Genomic DNA, 18945 nt, shown 5'->3' with positions numbered 1-18945 from the left:
TATTTTATTATAACATAACAAAAAAACGCCTAAGCGTTATTAATTTTTGAAAAGTGTTTATATTTATTGATTTTTTCTTTTTTAACCTCGTGAATTTTAACCGCTATTGTAAATTCACCTTTTTTTGATGTTGTGTCAAGCGTTTGACGAATTTGAGTAATATTTCCGCAATATGTAGTTTCATGAATTTTTGTTAACTCTCTAGCGATAAATAACTCAATTTTTTCTCCTCATACACTTTCAATATCATCTAAAAAATTATCCAGTTTATGCGGCGAAACATAGAAAATATGTGCATTTTGTGTGTCTAATGACTGAAAATGAGTTTGTCTCTGAATACGTTTTTCTTTTGGGAAGCCATGAAAAATAAATGTCTGTGATAAAGCACACAAGGAAAAAGTGCTTATAGCCGCATTTACCCCTGGTATTAATATAACATCGATATTTTTTGCACGTGCTAATTTAATTAACTCAAAGCCCGGGTCGCTTACCAATGGCATGCCGGCATCAGAAATTAGAGCAAGGTTTAAATTATTTTTAATTATTGTGTCGATAATGTATTCAGCACTTTTAGATTCATTGATTTTGCTGTATGAAACCAATTTTTTGTTAATTTGATAATGATTAAGTAGTTTAGCACTGACTCTGGTGTCTTCGCAAGCAATTAAATCAACTGAGGCTAATGTTTCAAGTGCTCGAAGTGTAATATCTTTTAAATTTCCAATCGGAGTGCCAACAATATAGATTTTACTCATAAAACTCCATTAATTTAATAATCATTTTTTGGCCTTGTAGGAATAGGTTTGCATTTGTATCCACTAATGATAAATACCTGTCAATAATTATTAAGCAACTTTTAAAATCGATAGATGAATTTGAAATTTTAGTGGCAATTTTCCTGAAAAGAGGTGGAATTAGGTTTAGTTTTGCCCAATTTCAAGAAAAAATAAATTTAAGTACGACAAGGTTAAAAAATAATTCATCGTGTAATTCCCGTTTATTCATACTTGTTAAATAAACTGCCAAAAGATAGCGATTTTTTAGTGAATTAGATACAATTTCTAACACGTTTTCAATCTTTTCATATTGTTTTAAACGTTCTATTGATTTTATTTCTGAAGTATCTTTAAATAAATGAGAGAAAAATCAAGCGAAATCCGAGTTTAAATTATGACTTATTAAAAAATCGTAAATTTCTTTTGTATCTTGTTTGTTAATGTTGATAATAAATGAACGAGATTTGATTGTAGAAAGCAAGCGGTTGGGGTTTGTAGTTGTTAAAATAAAAATAACATTATTTGATGGCTCTTCAATTGTTTTTAACAGTGAATTCAGTGCTGCATTCGATGCTAATTCAATGTTTTTAAAAATTATTATTTTGTGTTGTTTGTCAGTAAAATTACTGAAATTTGAAGATTCAAACAGATCAAGAATTTCATCTTTTTTAACACCTCTTCCATTTTCTTTTGAGGCATCAATAACAACAATGTTTGGGTCATGAATTTCAGATAAATTATCAAATGATGAATGCGTAAATTTATTTACCATGTAAATTAAATTATCATCAAGGTTTACACCTTTATATGTTTTGAGTAGGTAGCAATGATTGATTTTATTATTGTCCACTGATGAATCAACGATTTTTTGTAAATTAGCTGATATCATTAATTATTCTCGCTTATTCACGTTAAAAATCTTGGGTGTAGCATTAATTTGCTTATTATTTCATCTAAAACATCCCCAATTTCTTTGGAAGCATCAATAACAATAAATCTTTCAGGTTCTTCCTCAATAATTTTTAAATAGCCATCGTAAACTTTTTGCCTAAATAAATCAGTTTCAGCATCCAAACGGTCGTGATTTTCAATCAATCTTAACGAATTCATTCGTTCTTTGCTTTGTTTAGGAGTTATTTTTAAGAAGATTGTAATATCAGGCATAGTATTTTCAATAACAAGTCCAGTTAAAGCTTTAACGTACGGTATCCCCAAGTTTCGCGCATATCCTTGATATGCGTAAAAACTATCAACATATCTATCGCATAATACAAGTTTATTTTCTTTTAATGCTGGTCAAATAACTCTTTCCAAGTGAATCCGTCTGCTAGTCGTATATAACAAAGCCTCGGAAATAGGGCTTAATATAGAGTTTTTATCTAAAATTAGGTCTCTAATTTTTTCAGCTTCGACTAAGTGCTTACCACCAGGTTCACGAGTAGTAATATATTGCAATTTTGGAAATTGCAAGTGAAAATATTCAACCAACTTGTTGATAATTGTAGTTTTACCACTGGCATCTGGACCTTCGAAAGTTATAAACATATACACCCCATTATTTACGATTATTGATTGCTTGCTTAATTGTGAAAGTATCAAGGTATTCAAGACTTGAACCCATTGGCATACCAATAGCAGCTCTAGACACTTTAATACTTTTTTCCTTGAACAAATTTGTTAAATGAGCTGTCGTCATTTCACCTTCAAGAGATGGTGAAATGACGATGATAATTTCCTCAAAGTTATGTTTTTCAACAAAAGAGAAAAGTTGTTCATAATTGTAGTCATTTTTTTCGATTTGTTTTTTTAATTCTAGCAAGTATGGCAAAACAAAATAATATCCTAAAAAAATACCTAAGCCATCAATTTTGTTAGCTGTTGCAAAACTTTCCACAATCATTAATGAATTGGTTTTTAATGTATCATCGCAATTAAGACAAGAATTATTCTCCTTGATGAAATTGCATTTTGGGCAGAATTCAATTTTGATATGTATATTTTGTAATTTTTGACACAGCTCGTCAGTGAATTCAGGCTTTGAATTCAGCAAAAAAGTACTGATTCGCTCTGCTTGTTTTTTACTGATTCCGGGTATTTTTTTTAGTATTTCGTTTGCAGTTTCAAGTGTTTCTATTTTCATTAAAAACCAAAATTACCAGGCATTTGTGGCATTAATTTTTCTTGTTCTTCATCAATTTTTGTAAATAATGCATTAATAACTAATATCATTAAATCAGATAATGTTTGCGGGTCTTCGGGATCAACTAAATCTTGGTCCTTAATATTTATTGAAATTATTCTTTTACTTCCTTTTGCACTTACTTCTAATCCATATTTTTCTTCGGTAAAAACTAAATCCATAAATTCTTCAGTTTTTTGCTCGTATTCCTTTTGAATTTTTTGTAATTTTCTTAACATTCCTTGGTCCATAATTTTCTCCTGTATGTGTATTTTTTGTGTATTTTCGTTATTTTAAATGGTTGTATAGTCATCCTGTGGGTGTTTCGTGTTCGTTTATTTCAACATCTGGGTATGGTTGAGTTTTAAACTCATTTTTAATGTTTGGATTTTGCATTGCTTTTGTACCTATAGTTTTATATTGTAAGACGTCAGACAGTGCAAAAACGTGTTTGTAGCCGCCAAAGTATTTTTTCAAAAACTCTTGTCAAATAGCATTGTTTCCAAGACTATTAATGTAGTTATTGAAGCCAATATTTTTTGTGCGTAATAAAATAAAGTTTGGTCCTGCAGCTAAAATTTTGGCATTTTGTAAAACTTTAACTATTGGTGCATAAATTTTTTCCTCGCAACCTTTGATAACTCAGTCAAGCGAAGAAATGGCAAATTCAAGATTACTTCTGTTTGAGAGTAAAATCATATTTAAAATTTCATTATCTAAAAATGTTTTTTGTGCATTAATCTGATCTTCGAATGGTTTTATATCTGGTAATTCTACACCTATTTTAGACATGTTTTCAGTGTCATTTAGGTCAATTTCAGCTGTTGAAATTAGAGGGTCGTTGTCAAAATTGAAGTCGTTAAAAGTGTTTAAAATGTCATTATTAATAGTTTGGGCATTAGCTTCATCACTATTTGCCTCGATTAATATTTCCTGACTATGTTCTAGTTCTATTTTGATAGTGTCCATGTTTTTGTCTTTTTGTTTATCCATTTTTGCAATCTCGCTATTTTGTTGTGTATTTATCAGTGTCTCCTGAGTATTTTGTTGTTCTGATGTTATTGGTTTATTTTTTATGTCCTCTTTTTGATTATTAGCCATTCTTAAAAGTGTTAACTCAATCATTTGAAATGGTGAATCACTATAAATTAAATCTTTTGTTAATTTATAAAGCAATTCTGATTTTTCGAATGCGTATTTATCATCAATATTTAAGGTCTGTATTTCATCTAAGGTTAGCAATTCAAGTAGTTTATGATCAGAGGTTTTTGAATAAATAATTCAGTCTTTTAACACATTTATAAGAGCTGATACAAATTGATTGGTATCAATCCCTCCATTTTTTAATTCATTAACTAAACTAATTGCCTCTTTTACTTTGCCTTCATATAATAAATTAAGTAAAGTGATTAAATTTTCATTTGCCGAAATACCAAAACCATATATTATGTCATTTAGTTTTATCTCGCCATCGCCGTAAGCTAATGCTTGATCTGCAATTGACAATGCATCTCTCATTCCACCTGATGCGAGACGTGCAATATAGCTTAATGAACTATTTTCGAAAGAAATTTGTTCGCTAATAAGCACATTTTCAAGTTGTGAGACAATTATTTCGGTTGGAATTTTACGAAAATTGTAACGTTGAACCCGAGAAAGAATAGTAAGAGGTATTTTCTGAGGATCGGTTGTTGCTAAAATAAATATAGCGTGTGCAGGTGGTTCTTCTAGAGTTTTTAAAAGAGCATTAAATGCGCCTTTGGTTAACATATGAACTTCATCAATAATGTAAATTTTGAAACGGCCATAAGCCGGAGTGTGCTGAATTTTTTCTCGCAGCTCGCGAATCTCATCGACACCATTATTTGATGCTGCGTCCATTTCAATTATATCTAAATTTTGATCAACATTTTTTATGCAATGTTCACATAAACTAATTAAATTTTCTGCGTGACCACAATTTAATGTGGACGCAAAAATTTTAGCAACTGATGTTTTACCGACACCTCTAGGACCTGAAAATAAATAGGCGTGAGATATTTTATGGTTCAAAATTATGTTTTTTAATGTCTGAATTATGTGGTCTTGGCCAACAACCTCATTAAACGTTCTTGGACGATATTTTCGGTATAATGCTTTGTAACTCATTTCGCCCCCTTTGTTTATATATTTAATTATATTAATTATTAATATTATCTAAATAAAGATAATAAAAAAATGCAATAATTATTAAAATTTAAATGATAAAGATACCACTAATTTAAGATTAAAAATACAGTTTTAGAATTTACGGGTACAAAAAATATAAAATTATTAAGATACAAATAGAAGGAAAATATGAAAAAAACAGTTTTAATTGTAATTGACGGGTTAGGTATTGGTCAAAAATATGAAGGTAATGCATTTGATTTAGCGAATACGCCAACCTTAGATAAATTATTAAATGAGTATCCTAATTCATTATTACAGGCCTCAGGAAGCCACGTTGGGTTACCTGAAGGACAAATGGGTAATTCGGAAGTAGGTCATTTAAATATTGGTGCTGGCCGTGTTGTTTATACAGGCTTAAGTTTAATTAATCATTCAATAAAGACGGGTTATTATAGACAAAACAAAATATTTTTAAATGCAATGCAAAGTGTAAAAGATTCTAATAAGACATTGCATTTAATCGGGTTATTGAGTCCAGGGGGTGTGCATTCACACGAGGAACACCTATTCGAATTAATTGAGATCGCGCATCTTCAAGGATTAGAAAAAGTTTCGTTGCATTTAATTGGAGATGGGCGTGATGTTGCGCCTAAATCAATAATGAATTCAATTGAAAAGGTTAATTCACTGTGTGAAAAATACGGATATAAAATTTCTTCAATTGGGGGTCGTTATTACGGTATGGACCGTGATAAAATGTTCGATCGCGTGCAATCGCATTTAGATGCAATTTTAGGAAAAACTTCTCAGGAGTTTGAAGATATAAAAGAATATGTTTTATCAATGTATTCACAAAACATCACTGATGAATTTATTGTGCCGGCAAAGCAAAAGAATGGTTTATTTATTGAAGACGGTGATTCAGTAATTTTCTTTAATTTTAGACCAGATAGAGCACGCCAACTTTCTCACTGTTTAATTGGATCTCAATTATTTGAATACATTCCTAAAATAAAAGTTAAAATCGCAAATTTTGTGACAATGATGAAATATGAGGGCATTGATTCGCAAATTGCTATTGAAGAAATGAAAGTTAAAAATCCTATTGGCGAGGTTATAAGTAAAAATAATTTAAAACAATTAAGATTAGCAGAAACACAGAAATATTCACACGTTACATACTTTATGGATGGTGGTGTTGATGTCATTTATCCAAATTCAGATCGTATTATGGTTGATTCATTAAAAGTTGCAACATATGATTTAGCACCACAAATGAGTGCAAGGGAAATTACTGATAATTTAATTAAAAAAGGATTAAATTATGATTTAGTTATAATGAATTATGCTAATCCTGACATGGTTGGTCATACAGGTAATTTAACTGCATCTATTAAGGCTGTTGAAGTGTTAGACACTCAGCTAGAGCGTGTGCTTCAATGAGCGAATGAGCACGATGTTACTTTATTTATTACAGCAGATCACGGTAATGCCGAAGTTATGATAGATAAAAAAGGCGGTCCAGCAACCAAGCACACTGATAATCCAGTTATGCTAGTTTGCACAGACAAGCAAGTTGTATTAAAAGATGGTAAATTAGGAAATGTAGCGCCAACTATTTTAAAATATATGGGAATTGAAAAACCGGTTGAAATGACTGAGGATTCATTAATCTAATGGGAAATTTGGAGTTTAAAAGAATTATTTTTAGTGATGCTGACGGAACAATTTATGAATTTCCAGGTCATAAATTGTCTTCTGCGACTAAAAAATCAGTACTCGAAGCTAAAAAACAAGGCGTGGAATTTGTCATAGTTACTGGAAATCCATTGTATCAAAAAATAAAAGACTTAGCGACTGAGTTAGAATGTAGATATGTTGTGTGTTCAAACGGTGCCGAGATTTATGATATGAAATATCAGGAATATGTTTTTAAAAATATTATTCCTGAGCAAGATTTAGAAAAAGTTATGGCCATTGTTGAAGCGAATAATGGTGCGATATCTTGAAATTCTGAAACGGATTTTGGATTATATAACACAAGCTCAAAAACTAGAGAATTTTATGAATTTTTCAATGATTTCAGTAACTATAATTTAACCAAAAGTGCAATAAAAGGAGTATTTAAGCTCGAAGTTATTGAACCGGTAGAAAAAATGAAAAGTATTTATAAACAAATAATTGAAAAAAATGTAAGTGCTGAGGTTGTGCTACTGGATTCGCACATTGAAATTACAGCAAAGGGAATTTCAAAAGGGAATGCTCTTAAATATTTGTGTGAAAAGATTTTCAAAACATCAATAAATAATGTTATGGCAATAGGCGACAGTGAAAATGACTTGAGCATGCTTGCAATTGCAGGATATTCATACGCAATGGATAATGCTTCGCAGAAGATTAAAAGCAAAGTAAAATTATATGCTGCTTCGGTAGAACAAAACGGCTTAGGTGATGCGATAGTGGATTATATTTACCGTACTCGTCTGGAGTTTGAGAAAGCTGAGATAAGTGCAAAAATTGAGCGTCAAAAAGCTAAATTAAATCGATAAAAAACGCAAAAAAGCGTTTTTTATTGACGGTTTACAGTATTATCACTATTTAATCGCCAATCGTAATTTTAGAATCAATTGTCTTTATAATATATAAATTTTAATTTATATTTAAGGTAAAATATGTAAATATGAAATTATTTGAATTTAAATCAACAGAAATGCGTATTGCTGAAAAAGCTTTAAAGAAAATTAATCAGTACGAGCCAATAATCTCTAAATTAAGTGATAGGGATTTGCAAAATAAAACAGTTCAATTTAAAGCTCGTTTATCAGCGGGTGAAACATTAGAATCGATGCGAGCTGAAGTTTTTGCAGTTTCAAGAGAAGCGACAAAACGTGTTCTTGGCAAAAGACCTTATGACGTTCAAATGCTAGGCGGTTTGCTCCTAGATATGGCATCTGTTGCCGAGATGAAAACCGGCGAGGGTAAAACAATAACCTCTATTGCCCCGGTTTACCTAAACGCTCTTGAAGGGAAAGGAGCTATTGTCTCAACTGTTAATGAATACCTTTCTGAGCGTGATGCGATTGAAATGGGACAAGTTTTTAATTGATTAGGAATGAGTGTTGGCATAAACAAAGCTCAAATGGATCCTGAATCAAAAAGAGCAGCTTATGCAGCTGACATTACTTACTCAGTACACTCAGAATTAGGATTTGACTACCTACGTGATAATATGGCTTCATCAATGAGTGAAAAAGTTCAACGAGGACTGAACTTTTGTTTAATTGACGAGGCTGATTCTATCCTGATTGACGAAGCTAAGACCCCATTAATTATTTCTGGTGGAGAGGGCGAGGATACCAAGGAGTATTTTTTAGCCGATCGTTTTGTTCGAACTTTAACCGAAGATGATTATGAGATTGATGAAGAAACAAAAGCTATTTTATTAACTTTTAGTGGTGTTCAGCGGGCTAATTCATATTTTGGTTACAATGATTTATACAGTTTTGAAAACAGCGAAATGGTACACCGGATTCAAAATTCATTGCGAGCTCATAAAGTTATGCGCGAAAATGTTGAATACATTGTTCGTGATGGGAAAATTGAATTAGTTGATGCTTTTACAGGTCGTATAATGGAAGGTAGAGCCTATTCAGAGGGGTTGCAACAAGCGATTCAAGCGTGTGCTGGTGTTGAGATTGAAAATGAAACAAAAACATTAGCAACAATCACTTACCAAAACTTTTTCCGTATGTTTACAAAGCTTTGCGGAATGACAGGGACAGCTAAAACAGAAGAGCAAGAATTTATTGATATCTACAACATGCGTGTTAATGTTGTTCCGACAAATAAACCGGTTATAAGGAAAGATTTGCCAGACTCAATTTTCGCAACTGCATACGGAAAATGAACTGCTGTAACTGAAAAAATTAAAGAACTTTACGAAAAAGGGCAACCTGTTTTAGTTGGTACAGCTCAAATTGAAGATTCTGAGATTTTACACTCATTTTTATTGCAAGCGATGATACCTCATACAGTTTTAAACGCTAAACAAAATGCTTCAGAGGCACAAATTATTGCAGATGCTGGGCAAGTTAAGTCAGTTACTATTGCAACAAATATGGCTGGACGTGGTACAGATATTAAATTATCACCAGAAGCAAAAGAATTGGGCGGATTATATGTGATTGGTACTGATCGCGCGGAAAGTCGTAGGATTGACAACCAATTACGTGGGCGTAGTGGACGTCAAGGTGATCCTGGCACCTCGAAGTTTTATGTATCCTTAGACGACCAATTAATGCGTCGTTTTGCTAATTATCTTGAATTTAAGGAACAATTTAAAGATAAAGGCGATTCAGAGATAACTACTAAATCATTAATTTCGGGTTTTGAAGCGGCTCAGAAAAAAATTGAGGGTTTTAATTACGATTCTCGTAAAAGTGTGTTGCATTATGACGATGTTATTCGCCAACAAAGGGATGTTTTTTATACTCAACGTGATTTAATTCTGGTTCAAGAGGATATTAGCCACATAATTGAAAGAATGATGAAAAATGCAGCGAATTCAATTGTTAATCAAAAAGAATTCTTAACTAAGACTGGTACATTTATTCATGATCGCTTGTTAAATTACTTAAACAATCAATTTTTAGGGCGAGGAGTTCGAGATAAATTCAATCTAGATGAAATTTCAAAAATTCATGAAAGTGATATGAAAGAATATTTAATTGAAAAAATAATCGGTATGTATCAACATTGACGCGAAAATTATGAGAATTTTTTATCGAAAGATTATTTACTTTATACTGAAAAAAACACAGTTTTATCAGTGTTAGATAGATATTGACAAAATCATATTAATACTATGGATAAATTACGTTCTAATGTTAATTTAGTTCAGTATTCTCAAAAAAACCCTTATCAGGTTTATACTGAGGAGGGAAGCAAAAAATTTGATCAAATGCTGGCTAATATTGCTACAGATGTTTCTAGGTCGATATTCGATGATCGCCAAGGAGCAGACACATTAATCCCTGTTGAAGTGAGAAACGACCCTTTATTTTTGAGTATTCGAAGCATTATTAATTTTGACGACGATAATATGAGTGATGTCGAAAAAGAAAAACAATGATTGGAATTATATTATGTCGCCAAAGAGAATCAGGAGCTGGCGGAACAGCAACAAGAAGTTGCAAATACAGAAGTTAACATTGATTTTCTTAACGAGAATTAAATTTAAACTTAATAAAAGCTGACATTGTAAAGTGTTAGCTTTTTTGTTGAAGTGTATAGGTTTTCAGAATAAAAAACACAGCTTATGCTGTGTTCCTAAATAGTAAGTTCAAGTGCAACACATGCACTTGGCTTTTTTTATTTTAACATTTTAATGATTTTTTTCTCATTTTTTGCAAATATTAGTTACGATAAAAGCCCCTTATGCAAGGGGTTGGGGGTTAGGAAGAAAGAAAAGTCCCTTTTCAAGGGGTTTGGGGTTAGAAAATAAAGAGGCGGATTGTGTAAGCGGATAGAGCTTATGCAACATAATAAGCGACTATCATACTAGGCCGTAAAAGTTAGCCTCGATAAATAAATCATTGGCAGATTTTCAACCCAAAATTTCTCTTGGCATATCATTTATTCTTTTGGTAATTTGGTCTAATATTTCTTGCGAAATTTGATTAAAATCAAATCCTTTTTTGTATTCGCGTCTTATAAGTCCATTTCAGTGTTCGTTTGATCCTCTTTGAAAAGAGGCGTATGGCTCAGCTCTATATATTTTTATATCGAGTCATTTTGCCAAAATACCTATTTTTTCGAATTCTATGCCATTATCAATAGTTATAGTTTTTACTATTAATTGTCTTTCTAAAAGGAGTTTTCTTAATGCTGCATTCACCTTCATTGGGTTTTTACTTGGTATCAAAATCGCAAAACCGACTCTGGTTTTTCTCTCTGTTAAAGTAAGAATGTTGTTATATCCAGTAGCTCTTTTCCCAACTATCATATCAGCTTCTCAATGACCATATTCTTCACGATTATCTATCGATTTGGGTCTTGTTCATATCGGGAATACATAATCAGCTGATGTTACAAGGCGACTAATTACGCTTGCATGTCTTTTTCCACCCTTTTTATATGAGGAACGCAATAAATTTGATCTTTTGATTATTCATTTATTTGTTTTGATTCAATTGAATACTGTTTTTAAGCAAGGGATTTTAATTTTAAAATTCTCTTTTATATATTTATGGGTAAGTTTTACCCCATAATATTTTTTGTCAAATTTTTTTACTAAAGAAATAATTCACTAAATTCACTATATTTACTATTCAAAAATTTAAAATAATATTTATGATAATGACGTCTTTGGGCTTTGATATCAGCATAAAATGGGGAATATTTCCCAAATTTATCTAAATTTCTTTTTATTTCTCTACTTACTGTAGATGGGTTTTTATGTAATATATTTGCAATTTTTCTTATTGATAAATTTATTTCTAAATAACTTTTAATTGCTTCTCTATCACTTTTTGTTATATGGGTATATTTTTTAATGCTATAATTCATATGAAGTTCCTGGCCAATTTGGAGCTTTTTTCTTTTTTTATTTTAAAGAATAATCGAAACAAAAAAGTTCAAGCCCCACAATTTAATTTTACATTAATTTGTGTTGCACTTGAACTTACAATCAAGCAACACAGCTTATGCTGTGTTTTCAAGTTTTTTTAACTTATTTACTTAATTTAAAATTTATTATTTGCTTAACAATTTTAATTATTTCATGGGTTATAATCAAACATAAACCAAGACTTAATGAACTAATAATAAGTTTTGGATGTTGAGTTATGTCAGCCATTCGAAAAACGTGTGAAAGTGAAGGGATTAATGCAATTAGTAAAATAGTTGTTGCTGAAAATATTATTGCGACTCATACTAATCAGTATTTTTTAATTGAGGACATAAAAATGGATTTTTCACTCACAAAATTAATCGTGTTAATTCCGCAAGCTAAACCTAATGTTATAAAACCACAAGTTGATGCTACTTTTGCAAGATCCAGATTATTTGCGATAGCATATTCAGCACCAATAACATATGAAACAAGAGTTGCAAGACTTAATAGGGTTGATTGTCAAATTAAATATGTACCCATTCCACGTGAAAAAATACTTTCTTTTTTATTGTATGGATTTCTATTCATTACGTCTTTTTCGCTCTCAACTAGTCCAAGAGCAATTGCTGGCAATCCGTGTGAAACAAGATTAATTCATAAAAGTTGGCTTGCTCCAAAAATATAAAATTCTTGGTATTTTCCCTTGTAAGCGAAAAAGAAAGCGACCATACCAACAAGCATAACTACAATTTCAGCAAGTGAAGAAATTAGCAAGTTCATAATAATTGTTTTAATCTTGTCAAATGTCGAGCGTCCATTTTTAATAGCACTAACAATTGTGTTAAAGTTGTCATCTACTAGGATTAAATCTGAAGCTTGTTTTGAAACATCGGTTCCAGTGATACCCATTGAACAACCGATATCAGCAACTTTTAAAGCCGGAGCATCATTCACGCCATCACCAGTCATTGAAACTACTTTTTCGTGTGATTGTCAAGCTTTAACAATTCTAAGCTTATCTTCGGGGTTTACGCGAGCATAAACACTGATTTTAGACACGTTTTCTCGCAATTTGACATCATCTCAGCTTGACAATTCTGAGCCACTAACACACATGTCTCCGTCTTCATAAATACCCAAATTTAAAGCAATAGCTTTTGCGGTTGTGATGTGATCCCCTGTAATCATCACTGTTTTAATACCAGCTTTTTTAGCGGCGAGCACGCTCTCTTTAACAAGTTCTCTTGGCGGGTCCATTAAAGCGATCATTCCGATAAATTCAAAGTCATCTTCATCAACAAAATCAATTGACGACGCAGTGATTTTTTTACGCGCAAGAGCAATAACTCTATACGATTGTGAAGATCATTTTTCATTGATTTCAGCTATTTTATCTTTATTAATATTGTTTGATTTAGCAATAATTATGTCAGGAGCACCTTTTGTTATCATAAACTGCTGATCATTATGTTTAACAAGTACTGAGTGCATTTTCCGATCACTATCAAAAGGTATTGAATGAACTATTGTATATTGATTTTTTAATGATTCCTTAGTGATTTTATACTCATTCGCTCAAATTAACATTCCGGTTTCAGTTGGATCTCCAACCTCGTTAAATTTCTTATTTTGCTCGTCAAAAGTAATAAAAGCATCGTTGCACAAGGTTAAATACGTTGCTATTTGCTCAAATTTTTTAGTGTTTTCAGTATTTAACTCTTCGTCATTCACAAGATTATACGCGTTGACAACTTTCATTTTATTTTCAGTTAAGGTACCGGTTTTATCAGTACAAATAATTGAAGCTGAACCTAGTGTTTCAACAGCTAAAAGGTTTTTGACAAGAGCTTTTTCCTTCGCGAGATTTTTAATGCCAACGGATAATATCACAGTTGTAAATATTAAAAGACCTTCTGGAATTGCGGCAACAGCTAAACTAATTGCCGTAACTGTAGCGTGAGTATAAATGTCTAGATTGCTTCAAGATCCAGTGGTTAAATTGTTTAATAAAATTTGAATAATTAAACTGATAAACAGCAAAATAATTCCACCAATTCCAAATCATTTGCCTAATTTATTCAATTTATACTGTAAAGGCGTGATATTTTTACCCTGTTTCTGAATTAAATCATTGATTTTACCAATTTCAGTATCTACCCCTGTTGCAATTACAAGTGCAATGGCTTTTCCATTAGTCACATAAGTGCTTGAATATAATAAGTGAGTATTTTCGGCTAAAATTGCGTTTGCAGGTTTATTAAAGTTAGCTTTTTTATTAACAGGCAAACTTTCGCCGGTTAAAGAAGCTTCAACAACCATTAAATTAGATGATTCGATTATTTTACAATCAGCACTTATTGTATCGCCGGCAGCTAAAATAATCACGTCCCCTGGAACTAATTCTGTTGCTTTGATTTTACGCACAACTCCATCGCGTACAACATTCGCATATGTTTCATTTAATTTTTCAAGTGCTCTAACAGCACGGTCAGATTTTACTTCTTGATATGCGCCCAGCAATGAGTTTAAAATAATTACTAACATAATAATTGCTGGTTCAACATAGCTAATAACCAAGTCTGCACCAGTTTTTTTACCACTGACGTGTTCAAAAATTGATAAACCTAGTGAAATTGTCGCACCAATAATTAAAAGAATTATCATAGGATCGATAAATTGCTTGAAAAAAGCAACAATCGGATTAATTTTTTTATTTTTAATTAGTGCGTTTTCGCCATATTTCGCCAAGGCTTCTCGAACTTGTTGAGAAGTTAGTCCTTGTTTTAAATTCGGGTCAAGTTGGCTCATAATTCCTCGCTTATTTATTTATTATTAATATTTTAATATTTTGTAAAAATTGTATAAAAAATAATAAAAAAAATGGCGGAACAGAGAGGATTTGAACCTCCGCGGGTGTTGCCACCCCTACAGTCTTAGCAGGACCGCCTCTTCAGCCACTTGAGTACTGTTCCGTATTTTTGCTTTTAAATTATATATTAAAAAATATTTTAATTAATTAAAAAAGCAAAGAACATTAATTTGTGTAATAGTTTAAATGAATGCGAAATAACAAAAATTGCATTTTTAAATGCTTTATTAAATAATAAAGATTATTTTTACTGAGGTTTATTTTAAGAAGACTAAATTCCTAAGAAATAGATTTTAAAAATCATAAGTATAAAGTGTGAAGTGAGCTAAGGGTATATTCATTTAATAAAATTGATTCAAACTCCTCCTGATCTACTCATTTATTAAATGCAACAGCTTCAAAAATTGAGCCGTCAGTTTTTGGAGGGAATTGTTCTAAATTTGTTACATCAACTAGAAGGTTGAATACCTGTTCATTCATTTGTGTTGTAGCTATATTTTTGATTATTTTCTTTATATTTAATCTATTTATGTAAAACCCGGCTTCTTCTTTCACTTCATTTATACAGCAATCAATTGGACTTTGATTGTCTTCTATACTGCCGGTGATGGGACATGCATAAGGCTGGTCTCAATATTTTTTTTGTTTAATTTCGGGTAAAGGTTGATAGTGGATTAAAAATTCATATTTGCCATTAATCATTCTGTATAGTAACGCAGCAATAGAATCGACACTTTTACGCTGGCAATATGTAAATCCTTTTTCGGATTGATAAACACTAATCCATTCATTTCTAAATAATTCAGAGTTTTTACTCATTTTTACTCCGTTTTAACAATATTTATAGATTTTTCGCTCTTATATAGTCGCTGATGCTAGCTTTAATTTCATCGTTTTCTAAGGCGTAATCAATGGTAGCTTTAACAAATCCATCAATTGAACCCAGATCGTATCTTGTGCCTTCAAATTCAAAGGCGTATATTTTTTGTTGAAATTCATTTTGCAATTTTGCAAATGCATCAACTACTTGAATTTCATTTTTGCCATCATATTCTAGGTTAGAAAGAATATTTAAGATTTCAGGATTGAATACATAACGACCTAATATCGCTTTATTTGAAGGTGCTGAGTCAAGTGTTGGTTTTTCGACAGCGCCTTTTATTTCAAATGATTTTAAATCCTTTTCTCCGATATTCAAGGGTTGCACAATGCCGTATTTATGTACATTTTCGTCTGTGACGCTTTGAACTCCTAAAATATTAACCCCTGTTTGATTGTAAAAATCTATTAGTTGTTTTATTGCAGGAATGCTAGATTTAATTAAATCATCCCCTAAAATTACTGCAAAAGGCTCGTTACCGATTAAATCTTTTGCACAAGCTAAAGCGTGACCTAATCCTTGTTGTTCTTCTTGGTATACAAATTTGATTTTGTTTTGACGGTTAGTCAATCTTACTTCTTCAAGTAATTTGATTTTGTTTTTTTGAGATAGTTCTATTTCTAACTCTTGATTAGGTTGGAATAAATTTATAATATTTTTTTTACGTTCGCAAATAATTAAAATTATTTCTTCAATTCCAGAATTTAAAGCTTCATCAACAAGTAAGTCAAGAGAAGGGCGATTTAAAATAGGAACAAGCTCTTTATGTACGATTTTAGTTAAGGGTAGAAATCTAGTTCCTCATCCGGCGGCTGGAATTATTAGTTTTTTTACAGGTTTTATCATTATTTCTCCTAATTTTTACTGCGTTTATTGTCGCTTATGTTGCATTAATTTTTAAGCTAAGTAGCTAGGTAATTTTATTAAATGACAATTAAGAAAATCCATTTAATAATTTAACCTACTAAATAAATTTTAAATTATTATTTAAATTGCATAATAAGTTTACTTAATTCAAATAAAAAAAGCCAAAAAGGCTTCTATGATCACTGTTGTGAAATGGTGCGAACGAATGGACTTGAACCATCGACCTCACGATTATCAGTCGTGTGCTCTAACCAGCTGAGCTACGCTCGCATAATACATTGCGGGATTATTATACCGCAACTTTTTAAATTTATAAGAAAAAAATAAAATTAACGTTTTGAGAATTGACGTGAACGACGAGCTTTACGTAGACCTGGTTTTTTACGTTCTTTAACACGTGCATCACGAGTTAACATTCCCGCAGGTTTTAATTTAGCTCTATATGAATCGCTAGCTAATAATAACGCACGAGCAATTCCTAAACGAATAGCTCCTGCTTGACCACTTAGACCACCACCACGAACATTAACAGAAATGTCAAATTTTCCAACTGTTTCAGTTAAAGTTAAAGGTTGTGAAGCATCTTGTAAAAATAAATCTGAAGCTAAATATTCTCTCGCATCACGAGTATTAATTTTGAATGACCCATTACCTGGTCTTAAAATTACACGCGCAGTTGAAGATTTACGACGACCTAAACCACGGTATTCAATTGTTGATTTTGTAGCCATATTATTTTACCTCTAGACTTTCTGGTTTTTGTGCTTCATGTTTGTGTTCTGGACCGGCATAAACAAATAAGTTTTTCATTTGTTTGTTACCTAATTTTGTGTGAGGCAACATACCTGCAATAGCTTTTTGTACTAACGCTGTTGGTTTTTTTACTCTTAATTTAGCAGCGTTAATACTTTTTAGACCACCAGGGTAACCTGAGTGGTGGTAATACATTTTATCTTCTTCCTTATTAGCTGTAAGAACAACTTTTTCAGCATTGATAACAATTACATAATCACCCATATCTGCATTAGGTGTGAATGTAGGTTTATTTTTCCCTCTTAAAACAGAGGCGACCATAGCTGCTAAACGTCCTAAAACTTGCCCTTGGGCGTCAACAACGTATCATTTCTTGTTTGCGTTTTCTTTATTTACAATAGTTGTTTGTCTCATTACGACTTCTCCTCAATATTTTGATATTGGTTTACCAATTTCGTTAACGGGATTTTTTACTGGATTTTGCTCGTCGAACCAAGCATTTATAACGAATATAATGACACAATTTATTCGATATAAATAATAATATACAACAAAACTTAAAATTTCAAAACATTTATTTATTAAGGTGTTTATAGTTTAAGAAAATTTAAATAAATTAATCATAAAAGATCAATGAATATTTCGAGCTTACGATTTTCTAAGTGGTAAAATTTATATTAAATTATGAAAAAGATACGTGATTACTTTAAAATGGTTAAAAAAATTATTTATTTCGACAGTGCTGCTTTATCATTAAAGCCCGATATCGCTGTTCGAGCGTGTTCAGATTTTTATAATAAATATTCAGTTAGTGTTCGAACCTCGAATTCACCTCTTGGGATAAAAAATAATAGTTTAATCAGTAATTTACGTGTAAAAATTGCTAATTTATTAAATACAGACACGAACAAAACTGCTATTATATTCACTTCCGGCGCAACTGCATCATTAAATTTATTTGCACAATTGTATTCTTCTAAAATTTCTAGTTCAGATGAAATTTTAGTTTCAGCATATAATCATTCTTCAAACTTTGTTCCTTGGATAGAAATTGCTAAGCAAAAAGGGGCGAAAGTTGTGGTTGCTGAAGATATAATTAGCAAAATTAATGAGAAGACAAAAGTCATTGCGATTTCGCAGTTAACTAATAATTTTGATACGCAAGAAAATATAGATTTAGTTTATAAACGCGCACAAGAAGTTAGGGCAATTGTGGTAAATGATGCAGCACAGGCGATAGTTTATGAACGGGTTTATGCTCGTGAGAATGAAGTAATAGCTTTTAGTGCGAATAAATTTTATGGTCCCACAGGATTAGGTATTTTGGCACTTGATAATAATTTGCTTAGAGAACTTGATCCAGTGAATTTTGGCGGGGGATCAGTATTAAATATCGATTCGCAGTGTAGCTGAGTAAAAAAAGATTCGATCGAACTCTTTGAACCTGGAACGGCAAATTTTTCTGCAATGTATATGTTTGATAAATCCCTTGATTTCTTTAATGAAAAAATTGGTTATGAACTAACCTCACATAAATTGAGTGAATTGAGTATTTATGCACATAAAATACTAAAAAAAATACCAAATATTAAGATTTATAGCAAGCCGGGTAGTCATATTATTTTATTTAATGTAGATGGTGTAGATAGTCATGATGTAGCTCACTATTTAGGAACAAATAATATTTATGTTCGTTCTGGGTTGTTTTGTGCTCATTATGTGCGAAATATTAAAAACGAGAATTCATATGTTAGGGTTTCATTAGGGATTTATAATAATAAAAACGAAATAAGAAAATTAGCAGATGTATTAAAGAATGGAGGTGATTTCCTTGTCATATAATCAAAATCAAAAGCG

General features: G+C 31.4%; 15 protein-coding genes, 2 tRNA genes and 1 pseudogene. 4 read left to right on the top strand and 14 right to left on the bottom strand.

Features of this window, described 5'->3' with window-relative positions; all coding sequences use genetic code 4:
• Positions 1-29 precede the first annotated feature (29 nt).
• The 6 genes from rsmI to dnaX are packed head-to-tail and all read right to left on the bottom strand — an operon-like array spanning position 30 to position 5103.
• On the bottom strand, positions 30-755 hold the full coding sequence (gene rsmI, locus MCFN_RS02890; protein ID WP_038562169.1) for a 16S rRNA (cytidine(1402)-2'-O)-methyltransferase: 726 nt from the start codon (positions 753-755) through the stop codon (positions 30-32).
• The gene (locus MCFN_RS02885) at positions 748-1665 is read right to left on the bottom strand and encodes an AAA family ATPase (protein WP_038562165.1); all 918 of its coding nucleotides are present in this window, start codon (positions 1663-1665) and stop codon (positions 748-750) included. Before MCFN_RS02885 ends, rsmI begins: the two co-directional genes overlap by 8 nt.
• On the bottom strand, positions 1665-2321 hold the full coding sequence (gene tmk / locus MCFN_RS02880; RefSeq protein WP_038562162.1) for a dTMP kinase: 657 nt from the start codon (positions 2319-2321) through the stop codon (positions 1665-1667). Before tmk ends, MCFN_RS02885 begins: the two co-directional genes overlap by 1 nt.
• A gap of 10 nt (positions 2322-2331) precedes the next feature.
• Positions 2332-2916, bottom strand: coding sequence for a toprim domain-containing protein (locus MCFN_RS02875; protein ID WP_038562159.1), 585 nt, complete (start codon positions 2914-2916; stop codon positions 2332-2334).
• Positions 2916-3206 (bottom strand): YbaB/EbfC family nucleoid-associated protein, encoded by a 291-nt coding sequence (locus MCFN_RS02870; RefSeq protein ID WP_038562157.1) that lies wholly within the window; start codon positions 3204-3206, stop codon positions 2916-2918. Before MCFN_RS02870 ends, MCFN_RS02875 begins: the two co-directional genes overlap by 1 nt.
• 37 nt (positions 3207-3243) lie before the next feature.
• Positions 3244-5103 (bottom strand): DNA polymerase III subunit gamma/tau, encoded by a 1860-nt coding sequence (gene dnaX / locus MCFN_RS02865; RefSeq protein WP_038562154.1) that lies wholly within the window; start codon positions 5101-5103, stop codon positions 3244-3246.
• Between the two features lie 189 nt (positions 5104-5292).
• On the opposite strand from dnaX, the gene gpmI reads away from it, so the two are divergent.
• The 3 genes from gpmI (at position 5293) to secA (ending at position 10339) form a co-directional block, all read left to right on the top strand.
• The gene (gpmI, locus tag MCFN_RS02860) at positions 5293-6783 is read left to right on the top strand and encodes a 2,3-bisphosphoglycerate-independent phosphoglycerate mutase (protein ID WP_038562152.1); all 1491 of its coding nucleotides are present in this window, start codon (positions 5293-5295) and stop codon (positions 6781-6783) included.
• Positions 6784-6791: 8 nt separating this feature from the next.
• On the top strand, positions 6792-7655 hold the full coding sequence (locus MCFN_RS02855; protein WP_220094635.1) for an HAD family hydrolase: 864 nt from the start codon (positions 6792-6794) through the stop codon (positions 7653-7655).
• Between the two features lie 131 nt (positions 7656-7786).
• Positions 7787-10339 carry a preprotein translocase subunit SecA gene (gene secA / locus MCFN_RS02850; RefSeq protein WP_051604586.1) on the top strand — a complete coding sequence of 851 codons (2553 nt, stop codon included), beginning with the start codon at positions 7787-7789 and terminating at the stop codon, positions 10337-10339.
• A gap of 318 nt (positions 10340-10657) precedes the next feature.
• Here secA and MCFN_RS03725 read toward each other — a convergent pair.
• The 8 genes and pseudogenes from MCFN_RS03725 to rplM form a co-directional block, all read right to left on the bottom strand.
• Positions 10658-11673 (bottom strand): annotated as a pseudogene (locus tag MCFN_RS03725) (IS30 family transposase).
• 163 nt (positions 11674-11836) lie between these two features.
• Positions 11837-14527 carry a cation-translocating P-type ATPase gene (locus MCFN_RS02840; protein ID WP_038562146.1) on the bottom strand — a complete coding sequence of 897 codons (2691 nt, stop codon included), beginning with the start codon at positions 14525-14527 and terminating at the stop codon, positions 11837-11839.
• Positions 14528-14600: 73 nt separating this feature from the next.
• Positions 14601-14691: transfer RNA gene (locus tag MCFN_RS02835), tRNA-Ser, on the bottom strand.
• A 176-nt stretch (positions 14692-14867) separates the two neighbouring features.
• The gene (locus MCFN_RS02830; RefSeq protein WP_038562143.1) at positions 14868-15407 is read right to left on the bottom strand and encodes an NUDIX domain-containing protein; all 540 of its coding nucleotides are present in this window, start codon (positions 15405-15407) and stop codon (positions 14868-14870) included.
• A 22-nt stretch (positions 15408-15429) separates the two neighbouring features.
• Positions 15430-16314, bottom strand: a complete 885-nt coding sequence (locus tag MCFN_RS02825) for a UTP--glucose-1-phosphate uridylyltransferase (protein WP_038562141.1) — start codon at positions 16312-16314, stop codon at positions 15430-15432.
• Between the two features lie 214 nt (positions 16315-16528).
• A tRNA-Ile gene (locus tag MCFN_RS02820) sits at positions 16529-16605 on the bottom strand.
• A 59-nt stretch (positions 16606-16664) separates the two neighbouring features.
• Complete coding sequence (rpsI, locus tag MCFN_RS02815) at positions 16665-17066, bottom strand: 30S ribosomal protein S9 (RefSeq protein ID WP_038562138.1); 402 nt, start codon at positions 17064-17066, stop codon at positions 16665-16667.
• A 1-nt stretch (position 17067) separates the two neighbouring features.
• Complete coding sequence (gene rplM / locus MCFN_RS02810) at positions 17068-17502, bottom strand: 50S ribosomal protein L13 (RefSeq protein WP_038562136.1); 435 nt, start codon at positions 17500-17502, stop codon at positions 17068-17070.
• 270 nt (positions 17503-17772) lie between these two features.
• On the opposite strand from rplM, the gene MCFN_RS02805 reads away from it, so the two are divergent.
• On the top strand, positions 17773-18930 hold the full coding sequence (locus MCFN_RS02805) for an aminotransferase class V-fold PLP-dependent enzyme (protein WP_235619435.1): 1158 nt from the start codon (positions 17773-17775) through the stop codon (positions 18928-18930).
• Positions 18931-18945 lie beyond the last annotated feature (15 nt).

Source organism: Mycoplasmopsis californica (genome assembly GCF_000695835.1).
In the GTDB taxonomy this organism is placed as follows: domain Bacteria; phylum Bacillota_I; class Bacilli_A; order Mycoplasmatales; family Metamycoplasmataceae; genus Mycoplasmopsis; species Mycoplasmopsis californica.
Note: the sequence above shows the minus strand (reverse complement) of the source record. Positions and strands in the feature narration are given on the sequence as shown.